21 protein-coding genes are annotated in these 18,081 nt (G+C 65.2%); 6 read left to right on the forward strand and 15 right to left on the reverse strand.

Annotated features, from left to right (window positions below; all coding sequences use genetic code 11):
* Positions 1-75 precede the first annotated feature (75 nt).
* The 3 genes from YUU_RS0101345 to YUU_RS0101355 all read left to right on the forward strand — a co-directional run bounded on the left by YUU_RS0101345 (position 76) and on the right by YUU_RS0101355 (position 2,735).
* Positions 76-1,371 (forward strand): O-acetylhomoserine aminocarboxypropyltransferase, encoded by a 1,296-nt coding sequence (locus YUU_RS0101345; protein ID WP_027520725.1) that lies wholly within the window; start codon positions 76-78, stop codon positions 1,369-1,371.
* Positions 1,372-1,376: 5 nt separating this feature from the next.
* Positions 1,377-2,159: an alpha/beta fold hydrolase gene (locus tag YUU_RS0101350; RefSeq protein WP_027520726.1), complete on the forward strand. Its 783-nt coding sequence runs from the start codon at positions 1,377-1,379 to the stop codon at positions 2,157-2,159.
* Positions 2,160-2,231: 72 nt separating this feature from the next.
* The gene (locus tag YUU_RS0101355) at positions 2,232-2,735 is read left to right on the forward strand and encodes a DUF6496 domain-containing protein (protein WP_027520727.1); all 504 of its coding nucleotides are present in this window, start codon (positions 2,232-2,234) and stop codon (positions 2,733-2,735) included.
* Positions 2,736-2,754: 19 nt separating this feature from the next.
* Here the strand turns inward: YUU_RS0101355 and YUU_RS0101360 are convergent, their stop codons facing one another.
* The 11 genes from YUU_RS0101360 to phnG form a co-directional block, all read right to left on the reverse strand.
* A complete protein-coding gene (locus YUU_RS0101360; RefSeq protein WP_027520728.1) occupies positions 2,755-3,708 on the reverse strand; it encodes an aliphatic sulfonate ABC transporter substrate-binding protein in 954 nt (317 codons plus the stop codon).
* A 27-nt stretch (positions 3,709-3,735) separates the two neighbouring features.
* Complete coding sequence (locus YUU_RS0101365; protein ID WP_027520729.1) at positions 3,736-3,945, reverse strand: hypothetical protein; 210 nt, start codon at positions 3,943-3,945, stop codon at positions 3,736-3,738.
* Positions 3,946-4,451: 506 nt separating this feature from the next.
* Positions 4,452-5,063, reverse strand: a complete 612-nt coding sequence (locus YUU_RS0101370; protein ID WP_027520730.1) for a pyridoxamine 5'-phosphate oxidase family protein — start codon at positions 5,061-5,063, stop codon at positions 4,452-4,454.
* A gap of 16 nt (positions 5,064-5,079) precedes the next feature.
* On the reverse strand, positions 5,080-5,676 hold the full coding sequence (gene phnN / locus YUU_RS0101375) for a phosphonate metabolism protein/1,5-bisphosphokinase (PRPP-forming) PhnN (RefSeq protein ID WP_027520731.1): 597 nt from the start codon (positions 5,674-5,676) through the stop codon (positions 5,080-5,082).
* Positions 5,673-6,830 carry an alpha-D-ribose 1-methylphosphonate 5-triphosphate diphosphatase gene (locus YUU_RS0101380; protein WP_027520732.1) on the reverse strand — a complete coding sequence of 386 codons (1,158 nt, stop codon included), beginning with the start codon at positions 6,828-6,830 and terminating at the stop codon, positions 5,673-5,675. Before YUU_RS0101380 ends, phnN begins: the two co-directional genes overlap by 4 nt.
* Before the next feature lie 11 nt (positions 6,831-6,841).
* Positions 6,842-7,540: a phosphonate C-P lyase system protein PhnL gene (phnL, locus tag YUU_RS0101385; RefSeq protein ID WP_027520733.1), complete on the reverse strand. Its 699-nt coding sequence runs from the start codon at positions 7,538-7,540 to the stop codon at positions 6,842-6,844.
* 8 nt (positions 7,541-7,548) lie between these two features.
* Positions 7,549-8,343 carry a phosphonate C-P lyase system protein PhnK gene (gene phnK, locus YUU_RS0101390; RefSeq protein WP_027520734.1) on the reverse strand — a complete coding sequence of 265 codons (795 nt, stop codon included), beginning with the start codon at positions 8,341-8,343 and terminating at the stop codon, positions 7,549-7,551.
* Complete coding sequence (locus YUU_RS0101395; RefSeq protein WP_027520735.1) at positions 8,336-9,232, reverse strand: alpha-D-ribose 1-methylphosphonate 5-phosphate C-P-lyase PhnJ; 897 nt, start codon at positions 9,230-9,232, stop codon at positions 8,336-8,338. The genes phnK and YUU_RS0101395 overlap by 8 nt, the downstream gene beginning before the upstream one ends.
* Complete coding sequence (locus tag YUU_RS0101400; RefSeq protein ID WP_027520736.1) at positions 9,229-10,332, reverse strand: carbon-phosphorus lyase complex subunit PhnI; 1,104 nt, start codon at positions 10,330-10,332, stop codon at positions 9,229-9,231. Before YUU_RS0101400 ends, YUU_RS0101395 begins: the two co-directional genes overlap by 4 nt.
* A 3-nt stretch (positions 10,333-10,335) precedes the next feature.
* Complete coding sequence (gene phnH, locus YUU_RS0101405; protein ID WP_027520737.1) at positions 10,336-10,944, reverse strand: phosphonate C-P lyase system protein PhnH; 609 nt, start codon at positions 10,942-10,944, stop codon at positions 10,336-10,338.
* Positions 10,945-10,948: 4 nt separating this feature from the next.
* Entirely contained in the window at positions 10,949-11,362 is a 414-nt protein-coding gene (phnG, locus tag YUU_RS0101410; protein ID WP_035660899.1) for a phosphonate C-P lyase system protein PhnG, read from the reverse strand.
* Between the two features lie 158 nt (positions 11,363-11,520).
* Between phnG and phnF the strand changes: the two genes are divergently transcribed.
* Positions 11,521-12,252 carry a phosphonate metabolism transcriptional regulator PhnF gene (gene phnF, locus YUU_RS0101415; protein WP_027520739.1) on the forward strand — a complete coding sequence of 244 codons (732 nt, stop codon included), beginning with the start codon at positions 11,521-11,523 and terminating at the stop codon, positions 12,250-12,252.
* Positions 12,253-12,439: 187 nt separating this feature from the next.
* On the opposite strand, the gene phnE (YUU_RS0101420) is transcribed toward phnF, so the two are convergent.
* The 4 genes from phnE (YUU_RS0101420) to phnC form a co-directional block, all read right to left on the reverse strand.
* A complete protein-coding gene (phnE, locus tag YUU_RS0101420) occupies positions 12,440-13,288 on the reverse strand; it encodes a phosphonate ABC transporter, permease protein PhnE (protein WP_027520740.1) in 849 nt (282 codons plus the stop codon).
* On the reverse strand, positions 13,285-14,169 hold the full coding sequence (gene phnE, locus YUU_RS0101425; protein WP_027520741.1) for a phosphonate ABC transporter, permease protein PhnE: 885 nt from the start codon (positions 14,167-14,169) through the stop codon (positions 13,285-13,287). Before phnE (YUU_RS0101425) ends, phnE (YUU_RS0101420) begins: the two co-directional genes overlap by 4 nt.
* 76 nt (positions 14,170-14,245) lie before the next feature.
* Entirely contained in the window at positions 14,246-15,175 is a 930-nt protein-coding gene (phnD, locus tag YUU_RS0101430) for a phosphonate ABC transporter substrate-binding protein (RefSeq protein WP_027520742.1), read from the reverse strand.
* Positions 15,176-15,226: 51 nt separating this feature from the next.
* Positions 15,227-16,036 (reverse strand): phosphonate ABC transporter ATP-binding protein, encoded by an 810-nt coding sequence (gene phnC / locus YUU_RS0101435; RefSeq protein ID WP_027520743.1) that lies wholly within the window; start codon positions 16,034-16,036, stop codon positions 15,227-15,229.
* A 174-nt stretch (positions 16,037-16,210) separates the two neighbouring features.
* Here phnC and YUU_RS0101440 point away from each other — a divergent pair, with 174 nt between their 5' ends.
* Both YUU_RS0101440 and YUU_RS0101445 read left to right on the forward strand, forming a co-directional pair.
* Positions 16,211-16,879: a chloramphenicol acetyltransferase gene (locus YUU_RS0101440; protein ID WP_027520744.1), complete on the forward strand. Its 669-nt coding sequence runs from the start codon at positions 16,211-16,213 to the stop codon at positions 16,877-16,879.
* On the forward strand, positions 16,876-18,063 hold the full coding sequence (locus YUU_RS0101445) for an alpha-D-ribose 1-methylphosphonate 5-triphosphate diphosphatase (protein ID WP_027520745.1): 1,188 nt from the start codon (positions 16,876-16,878) through the stop codon (positions 18,061-18,063). The genes YUU_RS0101440 and YUU_RS0101445 overlap by 4 nt, the downstream gene beginning before the upstream one ends.
* Positions 18,064-18,081: the final 18 nt, after the last annotated feature.

Genomic DNA, 18,081 nt, shown 5'->3' on the forward strand with positions numbered 1-18,081 from the left:
CGACGTATGGGCTGACGCCGCGCGTCGATTTGTGGCACAACGGCCATCCTCGCCGACCGACCAACGAGGCCAAGCATGCCCGCACCCAAGCCCCCTGCATTCGAAACCCTGAGCCTGCATGCGGGCCAGCATCCGGATCCCGCGACCGGCGCCCGTGCGGTGCCGATCTACCAGACCACATCCTACGTGTTCCAGGATACGGACCATGCGGCGGCGCTGTTCAATCTGGAGCGCGCCGGCCACATCTACACGCGGATCTCGAATCCGACCACGGGCGTGCTGGAGGAGCGGCTTGCGGCGCTGGAGGGCGGCGTCGGCGCGATCTGCACCGCCAGCGGCCAGGCGGCGATGCATCTGGCGATCGCCACGCTTCTCAATGCCGGCGACCACATCGTTGCGTCGAGCTCGCTCTATGGCGGCACCATCAACCTGCTCGCACACACGCTGCCGCGCTTCGGCATCACCACGAGCTTCGTGAAGCCGCGCGACCACGATGCGTTCCGTGCCGCGATCAGGCCGAATACAAAACTCGTGATCGGCGAGACGATCGGCAATCCGGGGCTGGAAGTCCTTGATATCCCGAGGGTCACCGGCATCGCGCACGATGCGAAAATTCCGCTTCTGATCGACAACACCTTTGCCACGCCCTATCTCAGCCGGCCGATCGAGCTCGGCGCCGACATCGTGATGCATTCGGCGACCAAGTGGATCGGCGGCCATGGCATCGCGATCGGCGGCGCGGTTGTCGACGGCGGCCGCTTCGACTGGCGCGGGTCGGGCAAGTTCTCCGTGCTCACCGAGCCCTATGCCGGCTATCACGGCATGGTCTTCGACGAGCAGTTCGGCACGGCCGCCTTCATCATGCGCGCGCGCACGGAAGGATTGCGCGACTTCGGCGCCTGCATGTCGCCGACCAACGCGTTCCAGCTCTTGCAGGGGGTCGAGACGCTTCCCGTGCGCATGGACCGTCACATGCAGAACACGCACGCCGTGCTGGAGGCCTTGAAGTCCAACAAGGCCGTCGACTGGGTGCTGCATCCCTCGCTGGAGACCCACCCGGACTATCAGCTCGCAAAGCAGCTGCTGCCGCGCGGCGCCGGCTCGATCGTCTCCTTCGGCATCAAGGGCGGCCGCGCTGCGGGAAGAAAATTCATCGAACAGCTGCGCATGATCAGCCATCTCGCCAATGTGGGCGACGCCAAGACTCTCGTGATCCATCCCGCGAGCACCACGCATCAGCAGATGGATGCCGAGCAGCTCAAGGCGGCCGGCATCGGGGAAGAGCTGGTGCGCCTGTCGGTCGGCATCGAGACCGCCTCCGACATCATCGATGATCTCGCCCAAGCGCTGCGCATCTCGCAAAAGGCCTGAAAGCCATGAAGCTCTCCGTCAACGGCGCCGAGGTGTTTGTCGCAACCGGCGGCCGCGAATTCGACAAGTCGCTGCCGGCCGTGGTGTTCATCCATGGCGCGGGTTTTGATCACTCGACCTGGGCGTTGCATACGCGCTGGTTCGCCCATCACGGCTATTCCGTGCTGGCCCCCGACCTGCCCGGCCACGGCCGCTCGTCCGGACCCTCGCTGTCCAGCATTGCGGAAATGGCGGACTGGACCGCCGCCCTGCTCGCCGCGGCCGGCGTTGCGAAAGCGCACCTGATCGGCCATTCGATGGGATCCCTGATCTCGCTGGAGGCCGCGGCGCGCCACCCCGACAAGGTCTCGGCGCTGAGCCTGATCGGCACGGCCGCAACCATGACGGTCGGGCCTGATCTGTTGAAGGCTGCAGAGGCCAACGACCAGGACGCGATCGACATGGTCTCGATCTGGGGCCTCGGCTTCAAGGCCGAGCTCGGCGGCAGCCTCGCACCGGGTCTGTGGATGCACGGCGGCGCGCAAGCCGTGTTGAAGCACTGCGAGCCGGGCGTGCTGTTCAAGGATTTGTCAGCCTGCAATTCCTATGGCAACGCGCTCGCGGCGGCCGCGACTGTAAAGGTGCCGACCACGCTGATCCTGGGCGAACGGGACATGATGACGCCGGCGAAAGCCGGCGGGGCTCTCGCAGCGGCGATCCCTCATGCGAAGACCGTCGTGGTGCCGGGCGCGGGCCACATGATCATGGCGGAGCGCCCCGACGATCTGCTGGCGGCGTTGAAGGGCTAAAGAGGATCAATCTGCCGTTCTGCGCGTTGCGGTCAGGACTCCCTTGTCAATCTTTTGAAGGGAACCTGACTCATGCCAAGACAAGAAATCATTCGTAAGGCCAGGCAAGATAAACGCGAAGGCAAATCGCCGAGTACGCAGGCCGGCGAATTCGTGAAGGACGAGATCGACAAGATCCGCAAGGGCAAGCACGGCGCGCGTTCGACGCGCCAGGCCATCGCCATCGGTCTTTCCGAGGCGCGACGCGCCGGCGTCGACCTGCCGCCACCTCGCAAAGGGCGTACGAGGAAGGCGACGCGCCGCAGCGCCAAATATGCCTATGAGGCCGGCCAGGGCAAACGGCATCCAAAGCGCCGGCCACGCGTCTCACGCGCCGTGGAGAATGTGCTGAAGAAGGAGCCGCGCGGGGCCGCTTCACGCCGCGCGCTCTCGAAGCAGGCCAAGCGTGCCGCGAGCCGGCGTAGCGCAGCCTCACGTTCGGCAGCCGCGCGCAAGGCGAGCCGCACCAAGGGCGCGAAGGCTCGTTCCACCGCCGCCAAGAAGGCGGCGCGCACCAGGGCGCGCCGCCGGAGTTGATGGAGATGAGCGTTCGGGTTCAGGAACCCGGATTCCACTTCCAGACGACGCTCGAGACGTCGATCGACTTCGGGATCAAACCAAGCTTTGCGAAGCGGTCGGCGATCGCCTGCTGACTCCTGATCACCTCCGCATCGAGCGGCACGACGCGATTGTTCGAGCGATCGACGAAGCGCCTGATCGCCTCGATATCGACGCCGGTCGCCTCGGCCTGCGCTTTCGCCACCTCCTCGTGATGGCTCTCGGCCCAGACGCCCTCGGCTGCAAACGTCGCGTTGAGCTTTGCGACCAGCGAGGGGTATTTTTCGACGAAGTCGGAGCCGGCGATGTAAAAGGAGTTCGGCTTGTGCACGTCCTTGTCGAGGACGAGCACGCGTGCGCCCTCCTTCAGCTCGGCTAGCGCGAAGTACGGGTCCCAGATCGACCAGGCATCGACCGCCCCCTTGACGAATGCCACTGTCGCATCGGCCGGAGCGAGCGGCGCCGGCGTGATGTCGCTCCAGGCGACGCCGCCCTTCTCGAGCGCCGCGACCAGGAGATTATGCGCGCTCGATCCCTTGCCGAAGGCGATGCGCTTGCCCTTGAGATCGGCGAGCGTGTGAATTGGCGAATCCTTCGGCACGATGATCGCCTGGGACGTACCGTCCGATTTCACCGCCGCGACATAGCGGATCTTGGCGCTGCCGGCCTGAGCGAAAATCGGCGGCGCATCACCGACATAGCCGAAATCGACGCTGCCGACATTGATGGCTTCCAGCAGCGGCGGACCAAACTGAAAGTCGACCCATTTGATCTCGATGCCGAGCGGCTTGAAGGCATCCTCGATCGTGTGACGTTGTCGCACCGCCGGGAAGAAGCCGCCCTTTTGCGTGCCGATGCGGATTTCGGTCGGCTTGTCTTCGGCGTGCGCGGGAGCGGCCAGCGCGGTTGCGAGCAGCAGGGCGGTGGTCAGGATGGATCGTCGTGTGATCATGACAGATGATTCCTTATCGTTGCCGCTTCAGATGGCGAAAAGCGATTGATTGAGGAGATGGCGCCGTTCGGAGAACACGGCGCGTGCGGCGCGCTCGGCGTCGCGGGCGGAACGGAACTGGCGGCCTTCGAGACTGTCGAACAGGCGCTCGGAGGAGAAGAAGCGGAAACCGCGCGCATCGCGCGCGATGATGCCGGCGGTGCGGTCGTGGACTTCGATGATGTAGGCTTGGGTCATGGCTGCTCGTTCGCCGAGGATGTCGGCGTTTCTGTCTCTGAAATTTGCGATTGCAGGTGCGGCTGAAGTGACGATCAGCAACAACAACAGCGGCCGGTCGCCGCAGAGAAACAGCGGCGCGTCATGCGCTTGCGCATGTCGCTTTGAACTCGCTGGTCATTCGTTCTCATGCTGCGGTCTTCGGCATCGCGGGAGCAGTTTCGATGCGACGAATATCGGGCGATTGACGCGATCGGTCAATGAAATGGCTATCCATATTTCGCGCGGAGGCGCGTGGGCGCTTCTCTCGCCGCATCGCCCGACAAATGGAATAATCTCGCGGTCGCTTCACCTCGCCCCGCTCGCGGGGAGAGGTCGGATTGCATCGAAGATGCAATCCGGGTGAGGGGGACTCTCCGCGAATCCGTCTTTCACCGTTTGCGTGGAAGCAGCCCCTCACCCCAACCCTCTCCCCGTAAGAACGGGGAGAGGGAGAGGAGAAGAACGGGAGAGAGGGTAAGACAGTATCACCACATCGTCGCGGCCGCGCGGGCGGGCCACGCGCGGTCGTACTCTTCGCCGCCGACCTTGTTCTCGCTCATCTCGGCGAGGATCTGGCCGGGCGTCGGTAGAGTCTTCGGATCGACGCGCTTGTCGGGATTCCAGAGGTCGGAGCGGACGATGGCGCGGGCGCACTGGAAATAGAGCTCATCGATGGTCATCACCATGACGCTGCGCGGCGCCTTGCCGTCGACCTCAAAGGAGGCGAGCAGCTCCGGATCCACCGAGATGTGCGCCCGGCCGTTGACTCGGATCGCGTTGCCGGAACCGGGGATCAGGAACATCAGGGAGACGCGCGGATCACGAACGATATTGCGCAAGGAATCAATGCGGTTGTTGCCGCGGCGGTCCGGCAGCATCAGCGTCTTCTCGTCGTGGATGCGCACGAAGCCCGGCAGATCACCGCGCGGCGAGCAGTCGATGCCCTCCGGACCAATGGTGGCCAGCGCGGCAAAGGGCGATGTCTCGATGAAGACGCGGTAGAGCGGCGTGACGTGATCAGCGACCTTCACGGTCGAGGCGTCGTTGGTGACGCCATAGATGGCCTCGAGCTCCTCGACCGTCGTAATCACCGTCATTCCACCTGCTCCTTTGCTACTCGCGCCAGCATTCGTTGCGGATCACCCGAACGAGCTGGCGGCTGTGATAATCGGCGCTGCCGGCATTGACAATCGTGACGTCGGCATGCGCCGCTGCGTCGTCGACGTTGCGGCTGAGCCGCTCCGTGATGTTGCCGTCGCTGCGGCGCGCCCGCGCGGCGAGGCGCTGGGCAAGGACGTCGGGCGGCGCCGTGATCGCGACCACCACGACGTTGGCATAGGCCTGGCGCAGCGCGCCGATCACCGTGCGCGAGACGTTGACGACGACCGCGCGGCCGGCACGGATATCGTCGTTGATCTCGATCGGCAGCGCATATGAGAGGCCATGTGCCTGCCAATGCGCAGCGAAATCGCCGTGGTCCAGCTCGCGGCGGAATTCGTCCGCAGTCACGGACACATTGTCCTCGGCTGCGGACGCCTCCCGCGTCACGATCCGGCGCGGAAAGACCACATCGTGATCTTCAGTGAGGGCGGCTTTGGCAAGACCAAGCAGCGTATCCTTGCCGGCTCCGCTGGGACCAACGACCAGAACCAGACGTCCGTGCCCGATCGCCGCGATCTGTTGTGGCGCAATTGACGGGCTTTCGCTCATGCGACGCGCCCTCCTTCCCGCCAGACGCTGCGGACCACGGGAACGCTGCCTGCGACATGGACGCGGATCAAGTCGGCGCGCTTGCCGACCGCGATCTCGCCGCGATCGGAAAGCCCGACGGCCTCGGCCGGCGCCTTCGTCACCGTGCGGATCGCGGCCGGAAGGCTGATCGCCGGCACCTGCTGCGGCAGTTGCAGCGCAGCCATCAAAAGGCTCGACGGGATGTAGTCGGACGACAGGATGTCCAGGAGCCCCTCGCGCGCGAGATCGACGGCGGCGATGTTGCCGGAATGCGAGCCGCCGCGCACCAAGTTCGGCGCGCCCATCAGGATGTCGATGCCGGCTGCGTGCAGGCCGCGCGCAGCTTCCACCGTAGTCGGAAACTCCGCAACCGCGACACCGTCGCGGATCGCGTCGGTCACGTTCTCCTCGGTGGTGTCGTCATGGCTCGCCAGCGGAATTTTGTAGTCCTTCGCCAACGCCACGATCTCGCGCATGTTGGTCGCGGCATAGGTCTGCTGGTAGGTGAAGCGTCTGGCAAAGAGCTCATCGAGCTGGGCGTCGGTCATGCCGCCGCCCTTGCCGCGGTAATAGTCGCGCAGCTTGACTTCGTCGCGGAACTGACGCTGGCCCGGCGTGTGATCCATCAGCGACATCAGCCGGACGTCGGGGCGGCCGACCAGCTCCTTGGCCTCCTCGACCACGCTCGGCATCGGGATCTCGCAGCGCAGATGGAGGAAGTGATCGGCGCGTAGCAGATTCTTCCCGCGCGCCGTGGCGATCGCAGCGGCGAGCGTGCCGGCGCGGCCATCGACCTCCTCGGCTCCGTCCTCGCGCCAGACCCGCAGCGAGTCCAGCACCGTGGTGATGCCTGATGTCGCGAGCTGCCCATCATACGAGATGACGGCGGCGACGGGATCCCAGAACACCTTTGGACGCGGTACGTAGTGTGCTTCCAAATGATCGGTGTGCAGTTCGATCAGGCCCGGCGTGATCAGATCGCCGCCGGCGTCCTCGGCGCCCGCAGGCGCCCTGCCCTCGCCGATCTCGGCGATGCGCCCCTTTGCAAGGGCGATCCAGCCCTGCTCGATCACGCTGTCAGCCAGCACGATCCTGGCGTTGGCGATCACGGTTTCATTCGGCTTCACGTTCATTTCCAGGTCCTTCACGCCGCGGCGGCAAAACGGGTGACGTCGACGATGCGGTCGGCGATCAGATGGCGGATCTCGTCGTCATGGACGATCGCGACCATGGCTGTGCCCTTGCGTTTTTTCTCGGCGATCAGCTCGACCACGACGGCGCGGTTGGCGGCGTCGAGCGAGGCGGTCGGCTCGTCAAGCAGCAGGATCGGCAGCACCGGAATGAAGCCGCGCGCGATGTTGACGCGCTGCTGCTCGCCGCCGGAGAAGGTGGCGGGCGGAAGCTGCCAGAGACGCTCGGGAATGTTGAGGCGATGCAGAAGCGCGCCTGCGCGATGTTGTGCCTCGGGCCGCGCCACGCCGCTCGCGATCAGCGGCTCGGCGACGACGTCGACTGTCGCAACGCGCGGCACTGCGCGCAGGAACTGGCTGACATAACCGATCGTGTCGCGCCGGACATTGAGGATCTGCCGCGGCTCGGCGCTGGCAAGGTCGATCAGCGTGCCGCGATGGCGGATGCCGATGCGGCCGCCGTCGCAGCGATAATTGCCGAAGATCATCTTCAGGATCGACGACTTGCCCACGCCCGACGGGCCGGACAGCACGACGCATTCGCCGGGATTGACGTGGAACGTTACACCGCGGACCACGGGCAGCTCGACACCACCCTGGAGGTGCATCGTAAAGGTCTTTTGCGCATCGGCGACGTCGATCATGGCAGTCATCGGGCGGCTCATGGCGGCAGAATCGAGGAGACGAGAAGTTGAGTATAGGGCTCGCGCGGGTCGTCGAGCACCTGGTCGGTCAGCCCAGTCTCGATGACGCGGCCACCCTTCATCACCATCACGCGATGCGACAGCAGGCGCGCCACCGCGAGATCGTGGGTGACGATGACGACGGCGAGATGCAATTCGGCAACCAGGTTGCGCAAGAGGTCGAGCAGGCGGGCCTGCACGGAGACATCGAGGCCGCCGGTCGGCTCATCCATGAAGACGAGGCGCGGCTCGGTGACGAGGTTGCGGGCGATCTGGAGGCGCTGCCGCATGCCGCCGGAATAGGTTTTCGGCGCATCGTCAATGCGCGCGACGTCGATCTCGACGCGCTCGAGCCAGTTTGAGGCGGTGTCCCGGATGCGACCGTAGTGATTCCATCCCACGGCCATCAGCCGTTCGCCGACATTGGCGCCGGCGGAGACCGCCATGCGCAAGCCCTGCGCGGGATCCTGATGCACAAAGCCCCAATCGGTGCGGAACAGGAAGCGCCGCTCGGCTTCGCCGAGCGTGGCGAGATCTCGCGTGACGCCATCGCGCATCCGGTAGGACACATGGCCGCTGCTCGCCGCAAGCTGGCCGGAGAGAAGCTGGAGCAGCGTCGACTTGCCGGAGCCGGATTCGCCGACGATCGCCAGCACCTCGCCCGGATAGAGCGCGAAGGAGACGTCGCGGCAGGCGGCGATCCTGCCGTAGGATTTGCTCAAGGCTTCCGCGACCAGCAGCGGCTGATCGTTCTCAAGCACAGGCTCAGCCATTTGATTCCCCTTGCGCCTTCTCCTTGTACGGCGCGGCGCTCAGGCTGCCGTGGTGGCCGGCGGCCTGGCGGCCCTCGCAATAGTCGGTGTCGGAGCACACGAACATGCGCCCACCCTTGTCGTCGGTGACGATCTCATCGAGATACGAATTCTCCGCACCGCACAGCGCGCAGGGTGCGTTGAAACGGTAGGGCTCGAACGGATGATCCTCGAAATCGAGCGACACCACCTGCGTGTAGGGCGGGATCGCATAGATGCGCTTCTCGCGGCCGGCACCGAAAAGCTGGAGCGCCGGGCAATTGTCCATCTTGGGGTTGTCGAATTTCGGCGTCGGCGACGGGTCCATGACGTAGCGCGCGTTCACTTTCACCGGATAGGCGTAAGCGGTGGCGATGTGGCCGAAGCGAGCGATGTCCTCGTAGAGCTTGACATGCATCAGGCCGTATTCGGCGAGCGCATGCATGCGCCGTGTCTCGGTCTCGCGCGGCTCGAGGAAGCGCAGGGGTTCGGGGATCGGCACCTGATAGACCAGCACCTGGTTCGGCCCAAGCGCCGTCTCCGGGATGCGGTGACGGGTCTGGATCACGGTCGCATCAATCGTCGCAGTCGTGGTGGCGACGCCGGCGGTCTTGGCGAAGAATTTCCGGATCGAGATCGCGTTGGTGGTGTCGTCGGAACCCTGGTCGATCACCTTCAGCACGTCATCGGGGCCGAGAATCGCGGCCGTGACCTGCACGCCACCGGTGCCCCAGCCATAGGGCATCGGCATTTCGCGGCTGGCAAACGGGACCTGGTAGCCGGGAATCGCGATCGCCTTGAGGATCGCGCGGCGGATCATCCGCTTGGTCTGCTCGTCGAGATAGGCAAAATTGTAGGCAGGCGCGTTCATTCCGCGGCCTCCTTCATCGGCTCGACGTCGTTGGCCTCGGCAAATTCCTGTCGCAGCTTACGCAGCAGGCCAAGCTCGGACTGGAAGTCGACATAGTGCGGCAGCTTCAGATGCTCGACGAAGCCGGTGGCCTGGACGTTGTCGGAATGCGACATCACGAACTCCTCGTCCTGCGCCGGCGCAAGCACCTCCTCGCCGAGCTCGCGCGCCCGAAGCGCGCGATCGACCAGCGCCATCGACATGGTCTTGCGCTCGCTCTGGCCGAAGGCGAGGCCATAGCCTCGCGTGAAGCAGGGCGCTTCCGTCGCCGAGCCCTTGAACTGGTTGACCATCTGGCATTCGGTGAGCTCTATCGCGCCAAGCGGCACGGCGAAGCCGACGTCCTCGGCGAAGAACTCGACCTCGACCTCGCCGAAGCGGATCTCGCCGGCGAACGGATGGTTGCGGCCATAGCCGCGCTGGGTGGAGTAGCCTATCGCCAGCAGAAAACCTTCGTCGCCGCGTGCGAGATTCTGCAGCCGCAGGTCGCGATCGGCTGGAAAATTCAGCGGCTCGCGCGTGAGATCGCCGATGGGCACGCCGTCTTCTACTTGCGGCGACGGCTCGATCAAGCCATCGCGACCGAGAATGTCGGTCACGCGCGGCGTGGCCACAGATGAGGCTTCGGCCGTCGCCGGCTCATCCGGCACGAAACCCTCGGCAAGACCCGGATCGAGCAGGCGATGCGTGTAGTCGAAGGTCGGCCCGAGGATCTGCCCGCCCGGAATGTCCTTGAAGGTCGATGACACCCGTCGCTGCACCCGCATGGCGCCGGTGTCGACCGGCTCGCTCGCGCCGAAGCGCGGCAAGGTGGCGCGGAAGGCGCGGACCAGGAAGATCGCCTCGATCAGGTCGCCGCGCGCCTGCTTGATCGCAAGCGCAGCAAGCTCGCGATCATAGAGCGAGCCTTCGCTCATGACGCGATCGACGGCAAGGCCGAGCTGCTCGGAAATCTGATCGAGCGAAATTTCGGGAACGCCCTGATCGCCGCGCCGCGCGTGCGCCAGCAGGCGATGGGCGTTCTCGATGGCGCGTTCGCCGCCTTTGACTGCGACATACATACGTTAACTTCCCTTGTTCACGACCCGCGTCGTGCGCGGGATCGCAACCACGGCGTCATCGGCGACCAGCACAACGTCGATGCCGCGCGGAAACAGCGCGTCGTTGATGCGCAGGCGCTCGAACAGATCGGCGGGCCGGATCGCCACCTGAAGTGTTGCCACGCCGTCGATACCGGGGCCGCGCAGTTCGTAGGGACGACCGGCGCTGAGGCTCTCCACCTGAAGGATCAAGGTCGTCGAGCGGTCCGGATACTCGTTGCTGCCGAGCGCAAAGCGATCGAGCGACGGAAGCGCGGCACCATCCGCGATGAGCGCAAAGCTCGCGATCGAGGAATCCTGGACTATTGGCGCACCGGTGTGGAACTTCAGCCATTTCAGCACGTCGGAGCTTTCAGACATCCGCGCATCGAGCCAGAGCGGCGTGTCGTGATCGAACAGCGTGAGCGCGATCGCCGCCGTGCCGCGCATCATCGGTCCGGGCGCCCCCGCGATCGGCACGATGCGCTGCACCGAGCCCGGCCGCGCCATCGCGTCCATCACCGAGCGAAAGGTCGATTGCGCCGACAACACCTTGTCGGCGAAGCCCGGCGGCAGTTCCGCAATCGTGGTCATGGCCTCACCCCTCACCGCGCACCATGGTGTAGAAATCAACCTTCGTTGCGGCCGTCTGCGCGGCGCGCTGCGCCTGCCGCGCAAGCAGCTCCGCGCGCAGCGGCGCGACGACCTCCCGCTCGACGCCGCCCGCAAACTCTTCCGACTGCACCAGCGCGTCACAGAGCGCGATCAGCCTGGCCTTCTCACCGTCGCGGCCGAGCGTATAGCCGAAACCGACCTCGCCGGTCGCAAGCCGCACCGCGGCGCGCGACACGGTAGCCTCGCCCAGATTGAACGGTGCGCCATCGCCGCCGACGCGGCCGCGCAGCATCACGAGGCCGTTCTCGGGCTCGCGCAGGTCATCATGTCGCGGCAGCGAGAGGCCGCGGAGGCGGCCTGCGATGTCGCTCGCTTCCGCATGCACCAGCACGGCCATCGCCGCCTTGCGCCGGGTCTTGAGGCTGTCTTGCGGGGTCACGTCGGTCACCAGGCTTGCCGAATCCAAGTTGTCTATGATAATAGACAACTTGATAATGAGGCGCCATGACTGTTTCATGACGATCCTGTGATTTTGGAGATGGGCTTCCGGTCGACATGAGCCTTCAGGACACCGCCTCTTCCGGCGTCGCGCTGTGGCGCCTGGTCGCCGACGGCATCGAGCGCGGCATCGCCGACGGCCGCTTTGGCGCCGGCGAGAAGCTGCCGGGCGAGATGGAGATCGCCGAGACCTATCGTGTGAACCGTCATACGGTTCGGCGCGCGCTGGCGGCGCTTGCCGAGCGCGGCCTGGTGCGCGCCGAGCGCGGCAGCGGCACCTATGTCGAGGCGCAGAAGCTCGCCTATCCCCTGCGCTCGCGCACGCGCTTCTCGGAGATCGTCGGTGCCGGCGGCCGCGAGCCGCGCGGGCAGTTGATCGAGGCGACGGAGGATGTTGCGAGCCGGGAGCTCGCACGGGAACTCGGCGTGAAGACCGGCGCGCCGCTGGTCCGGATCGAATCCGTGCGCTTTGCCGACCGCACGCCGATCTGCGTCTCGACGTCCTGGCTGTCAGCCGAACTCTTTCCCGACGCGGGTGCGGTGTTCGCCGCCACGCGCTCGATGACAAAGCTGCTCGCGCATTACGGCGTGCGCGACTATCGCCGGGGCTCGACGCGGATCACCGCCGGTATTGTCGATGCAACCGACGCCGCGCGGCTCGATCTCGCGCTGGGGCGTCCGATCCTGGTGGTCGATTCGACGGACCTCGATCCCGACGGCAAGCCGCTGGTCACGAAGCGCTCGCGCTTTGCGGCGGAGCGGGTGGAGTTTCTGGTGGAGAATGGGTGAACGCGTTGCCCCGCAGTAGGTGCACCTCTCCCCTTGTGGGAGAGGTCGGATCGCATCGGCAGATGCGGTCCGGGTGAGGGGTCTCTCTCCGCGAGTGCCGCTGGCTATCGAGTTTGCGGAAAGAGACCCCTCATCCGGCGCTTCGCGCCACCTTCTCCCACAAGGGGAGAAGGGAAGAGTTCGCGCTCTACGCCACAGCCCGCCTGCCGATAATGGCGAAGCGCAGCTTTCCGGAGATGAAGTCGATCGCGGCGACCGCGACCAGGATCATCAGAACGAGGAACGACACCTTCTGCCATTCCAGCACGCGGATCTGCTCGGCGAGCTGAAGGCCGATGCCGCCGGCGCCGACGATGCCGATGATGCTGGCCGAACGCGTGTTCGATTCGATGAAGTACAGCACCTGGCCGGCGATGACCGGCAGCACCTGCGGCATCAGGCCGAAGCGGATCTCATGAAAGGCATTGCCGCCCGACGCCCTGATGCCCTCGACCTGCTTCTTGTCGGCCGCCTCGATCGCCTCCGAAAACAGTTTTCCCAGCGCGCCGAAGTCCGAGACCATGATCGCGAGCACGCCGGCGAACGGGCCAAGCCCGACGACATTGATCCAGACCAGCGCCCAGATCAGCGTATCGACGCCGCGGATCGAATCGAGGAAGCGACGCACCGGAAAGCGAATGATGTTCGGCGGCACGATGTTGCGCGCCGCGAGCAGCGAGACAGGCAGCGCCAGCGTCGCCGCGAGCGTGGTGCCGAGCAGCGCGATCGACAGCGTCTCGCCGAGCGCCTTCAGATACAGCGGCAGGGACGTTCCGGGATCGGGCGGGATCATCATCATGGTGATCCAGCCGAGCTGCTTGAGGCCCGCGATGAACTTTGCCGGCTCGAAGCCGAGATCGTGCAGGCCGAAAATGAAGACGGCGAGCGCGGCTGCGATCATGGCCGGTGTCGCAAGGCGCGCCGCAGCCGGCCGTTCAAAGGCATCGGGATATTTCGCCCGCAGCGCCGCCGTGTCCGGTTTCTCAAGCTCCTTCATGACCGCGCATCCTTGCCGAACAGCCGCGCGCGCAGCCAACCGGTGGTGATATCGATGACGAAGATCGTGAGCACGATCATCAGCAGGATCGCGCTGACGTCGGAGTAATAGAACTTGCGGATCGCGACCACGAGCTCCTGGCCGATGCCACCGGCGCCGACGAAACCCATTACCGAGGATTCGCGAACATTGATCTCGAAGCGCAGCAGCGCGTAGCTGACATAGCCGGCCGAGACCTGCGGCAGCACGGCAAAGCGCATGCAGGACAGCCAGCTCGCGCCGGTCGAGCGCACGCCTTCGACCGGCTTCATGTCGGCATTCTCCACGATCTCGGCGAACAGCTTGCCGAGCGCGCCGGTCGAGTGAATGGCGATCGCCAGCACGCCGGCCATCGGTCCGAGCCCGAAGGCCATGACGAAGATCAGGGCGAACACGATGCCCGGCACGGTGCGGGCGAATTCGAGCAGCCGGCGCACGGTGAAGCGCAACCAGGGCGCCGGCGAAGTGTTTTCAGCGGCGAAAAAATTCAGGCAGAAGGCGCAGACCGCGCCGATCAGCGTGCCGACATAGCTGATCAGCAGCGTCTCACCGAGCAGCTTGCCCCATTTGTACCAGCCCCACAACCACTCGCCGGGATCGGTCCAGACGCGCTGGCCGCTGTCGAGGGTGAGGATGCGGTCGAAATAGCTGACGAAGTTGCCGAAATAAGCGAACAGCGTCCGCAAGTTCACCTCAGCCCCGATCGCGGCAAGGATCAGTGCGGCGATGAACACCACGGCGCCGGCGAACAGCCGCAGGCGCTTGCGCGCCACGGCCTGGCGGTAGGCCGCGTTCAGCGCCGCCAGTTGCTGCTCGGGAAGGATCGAAACCGCGATGGTCATGGGGTCAGCGGACAAGGCTCGATATAGAAAAGAGCCGGGTCGATTGACCCGGCCCCAGGTGCGTCGTCCCGTTTGATCAGGACGCCTTCTTACGCAAATTGTCGACGAATTTGATCAGCTCGATCGTCTTGTTGTAGTCGTCGGTGGCGATCGGCGCCCAGGGCTTGTTCTTGCCGTCGGAGAGCTTCTTGAACGCTTCGGGATCCTTGTCCGCCGCCTCCAGGAAGGCCTTTTTGATCGCGGCTTTCATGTCCTCGGGCAGATCGCTGAGATAGGCGTAGGGCGAGTTGATGATGAGGTCGGACTTCACGACGATGCGGAAGTCCTCCTTCTTCATCACCGTGCCGTCGGCCGACTTCACCATGCCCTTGTTGAGCATGCGGGTCAGGTTGGAATCGTCATCGGCGTTCCACCAGTTGGCGGCGACGTCGACGGTTCCTTGCGCGAGCGCGAGAACGGCGTTCTCGTGGCTGCCGGTGAAGACCACCTTGGAGAAATAGGCGTCGGGATCGATGCTCATCTGGTTCAGCTTGAAGCGGGGCATATTGTTGCCAGAAGTGGAATTCGGATCAACAAGCCCGAGATTCTTGCCCTTGAGGTCCTCGATCTTCTGGTACGGCGACTTCGCCAGCACGTAGAACACGGAGTAATAGCCCTGCGAGCCGTCGGAGTTGACGTCGATGACGAAGGCATCGGTCTTCACGCCGGTGAGGCGGGCGCGCGCGAAGGACGCCGGACCGTAATAGCCGATATGGATATTGCCGGCGCGCTGGCCCTCGATGAGGGCAGCGTAATCATTGGCAACACGCAGCGTGACCTTGATGCCCAGTTCCTTGGACAGATAGCTGATGAAGGGGGCGTAGCGCTCGGTAACGCCCGAGCCGTTCTCGGCCGGAATCGCCGCGAAGGTGATCTCCGGATATTTGGTTTTCCAGTCCTCGGCGGACGCGGATGCGGTGAAGGCCAGTGCAGCGGCGCCGGCAAGGACGATGCGACGAGTGATCATGATACCCTCTTGATCGGTTGGACGCGGTGAACGCAAAACTTGGGTCGCGGCTCAGGCGGCGGCAGCGGTGCCGAGCGCCGGAACGGCTTCAGGCACGGGCAGCGGCACGCCGCCCATGACTTCACTGGCTTCGAGATCGTAGAGCTCGCGCGCGACGTGCTCGGTGAGCGCCGACGGCGCGCCGTCGAACACCACGCGGCCCGCCGCCATGCCAATCAGGCGATCGCAATAGCTGCGCGCCAGATCGAGCGAATGCAGGTTGCAGATCACGGTGATGCCAAAATGCTTGTTGATGCGTAAGAGCGCATCCATCACGATCTTCGTGTTGCGCGGGTCGAGCGAGGCGATCGGCTCGTCGGCGAGGATCAGATCAGGCTGCTGCACCAGCGCGCGGGCGATCGCAACGCGCTGCTGCTGTCCGCCGGAGAGCTGGTCGGTACGCTGTGCCGCGAGCGAGGCCATGTCGAACTGCTCCAGCGCCGACATCGCCAGCGCCTTGTCCTCTTCGAGCCAGGCCTGCGTGAGCGAGCGCCAGGCTGGCATCGCGGCAAGGCGCCCCATCAGCACATTGGTGAGCACATCGAGCCGACCGACGAGATTGAATTGCTGGAAGATCATCGCGGCACGGGCGCGCCATTGCCGCAGCTCCTTGCCGCGCAGCGCGGTGACGTCGACGCCGTCGAACAGGATGCGCCCCTCTGTCGGCGTCGCCAGGCGATTGATGGTCCGCAGCAGGGTCGACTTGCCGGCGCCGGAACGGCCGATCACGCCGACGAAGCCGCCGGGGGCGATTTCAAACGAAGCACCGTCCACCGCGGCTTTTGCGCCGAAGCGGCACGTCAGACCTTCAACCACCAGCATGCAGGGGCTCCCAACTAGCTGGGCCCAACCGCTAACGCCGCCGCTTTACATTTGTGTGACAGGGGCACTGCGGTGCGGCGATGCTACGCACGTCGTCCCCTGTCATCTCCTCGTCATGACATCGTCATCAAGGCGCTCGAAGACGAACTCCCCTCCCCTGTTGACGGACGCACCATGGTCGCCAAAGCGCTTTCGGTCCAACCGACCATCGATCCCACTGCCAAGCTGCACGAGACCAAGCTCGGCGCCTATTGCGAGGTCGGCGCGCGCACGATCCTGCACGAGGTGAGGATGGGGGACTATTCCTACGTCGTGAACGATGCCCAGATCACTTACACGACGATCGGAAAATTCTGCTCGATCGCAGCGATGACGCGCATCAATCCCGGCAACCACCCGATGCGCCGCGCCAGCCAGGCGCATTTTACCTATCGTGCCAGTGCCTATTTTCCGGGCGAGAGCGACGAGGCCGAGTTCTTCGACTGGCGGCGCCAGCATCATGTCCATATCGGCCATGACGTCTGGATCGGCCATGGCGCGATCGTGCTGCCGGGCCGCAATATCGGCACCGGTGCCGTGGTGGCGGCAGGCGCCATCGTCACCAAGGACGTTCCCGCCTACACCATCGTCGCCGGCAATCCGGCCCGCCCGGTCCGGCGGCGGTTCTCCGACGAGATCGCCGGCCGGCTGGCAAGGCTCGCCTGGTGGGACTGGGATCACGAAAGCTTGCGCGAGGCCTTGCCTGATTTCCGCAGGCTCGGGATTGAAGATTTCCTCGCAAAGTACGAAGCACGGCTCGTTGCCAACCATTCTTCCCTCAGCAAGCGAAGCATCCTCGCGTGACCGAAATTTTTCTTGAGGGCGGCCGGGCCCTGATCGGCTCGGAGATCGTCGAAACGTCACTTGTTGTTTCCGGGCAGGATATCGCGGAGATCGGACGCGGACGCGCGCGGCTCGCAATCGACGCCCGCAACCTGCTGGTCCTGCCGGGCATCGTCGACCTGCATGGCGACGCCTTCGAGCGGCAGATGATGCCGCGCCCGGGCGTCGACTTCCCGATCGACGTGGCGCTCGCCGACAGCGACCGGCAGGCCGTCAGCAACGGCATCACCACCGTCTTCCATGGCACGACCTGGTCGTGGGAGCCGGGCTTGCGCTCTGGCGACAATGCACGGCGCACGCTCGAGGCGATCGAGCGCTTGCGGCCGCAATTTGCCGCCGACATCCGCTTCCATCTGCGGCACGAGACCTACAATCTCGACGCGGAGGACGAGATCGGCCAATGGCTCGCCGAAGGACGGATCGATCTGTTCGCCTTCAACGATCACATGGCTTCGACCATCCGCGATCTGGCGAAGCCAAACAAGCGTGGCCGCCTGGTCGACCGGACCGGACTGTCCGACGCGGCCCTTGAAGAGCTGGTCGGCCGCGTCGCCGCTCGCGCGGCGGACGTTCCGGCGTCGACTGCGCGGCTCGCCGCCGCGGCGCGCGTGGCCGAGGTGCGGATGCTCTCGCATGACGACGCGACACCGGCGATGCGCAAGGCGTATCGTGATATGGGTGTCACGATCGCCGAATTTCCGGTCAACGAGGAGACGGCGCGCGAGGCCGCGGCGGCCGGTGACGCCATCATCTATGGCGCGCCGAACGTGGTGCGCGGCGGCAGCCACACCGGCTGGACCAGGGCGTCCGACATGATCGCCAAAGGGCTCTGCTCGGTGCTGGCGTCCGACTATTATTATCCGGCGCAATTGCTCGCCACCTTCCGGCTCGTGGCTGATGGCGTGCTTCCGCTGGCGCAGGCCTGGAAGCTGATTTCGGAAGCACCGGCAGAGGCCGCAGGCCTGTCCGATCGCGGTATGATCAAGGAGGGACGGCGCGCCGACATCCTGCTGGTCGACGACACCGTGCCGCTGCGGCCGCGAGTGGTCGCGGTGATCGCCGCAGGCAAGCTCGTCCAACTCACCGATGGCACGCGCCTGCTGGGCTCAGCCGCGGCGCCGCGTGAGGCTATCGCCGCCGTCTAAACCCGCTATATCTGAGGC

Origin of the sequence: Bradyrhizobium sp. Ec3.3, from assembly GCF_000472925.1 — a bacterium.
Classification (GTDB): domain Bacteria; phylum Pseudomonadota; class Alphaproteobacteria; order Rhizobiales; family Xanthobacteraceae; genus Bradyrhizobium.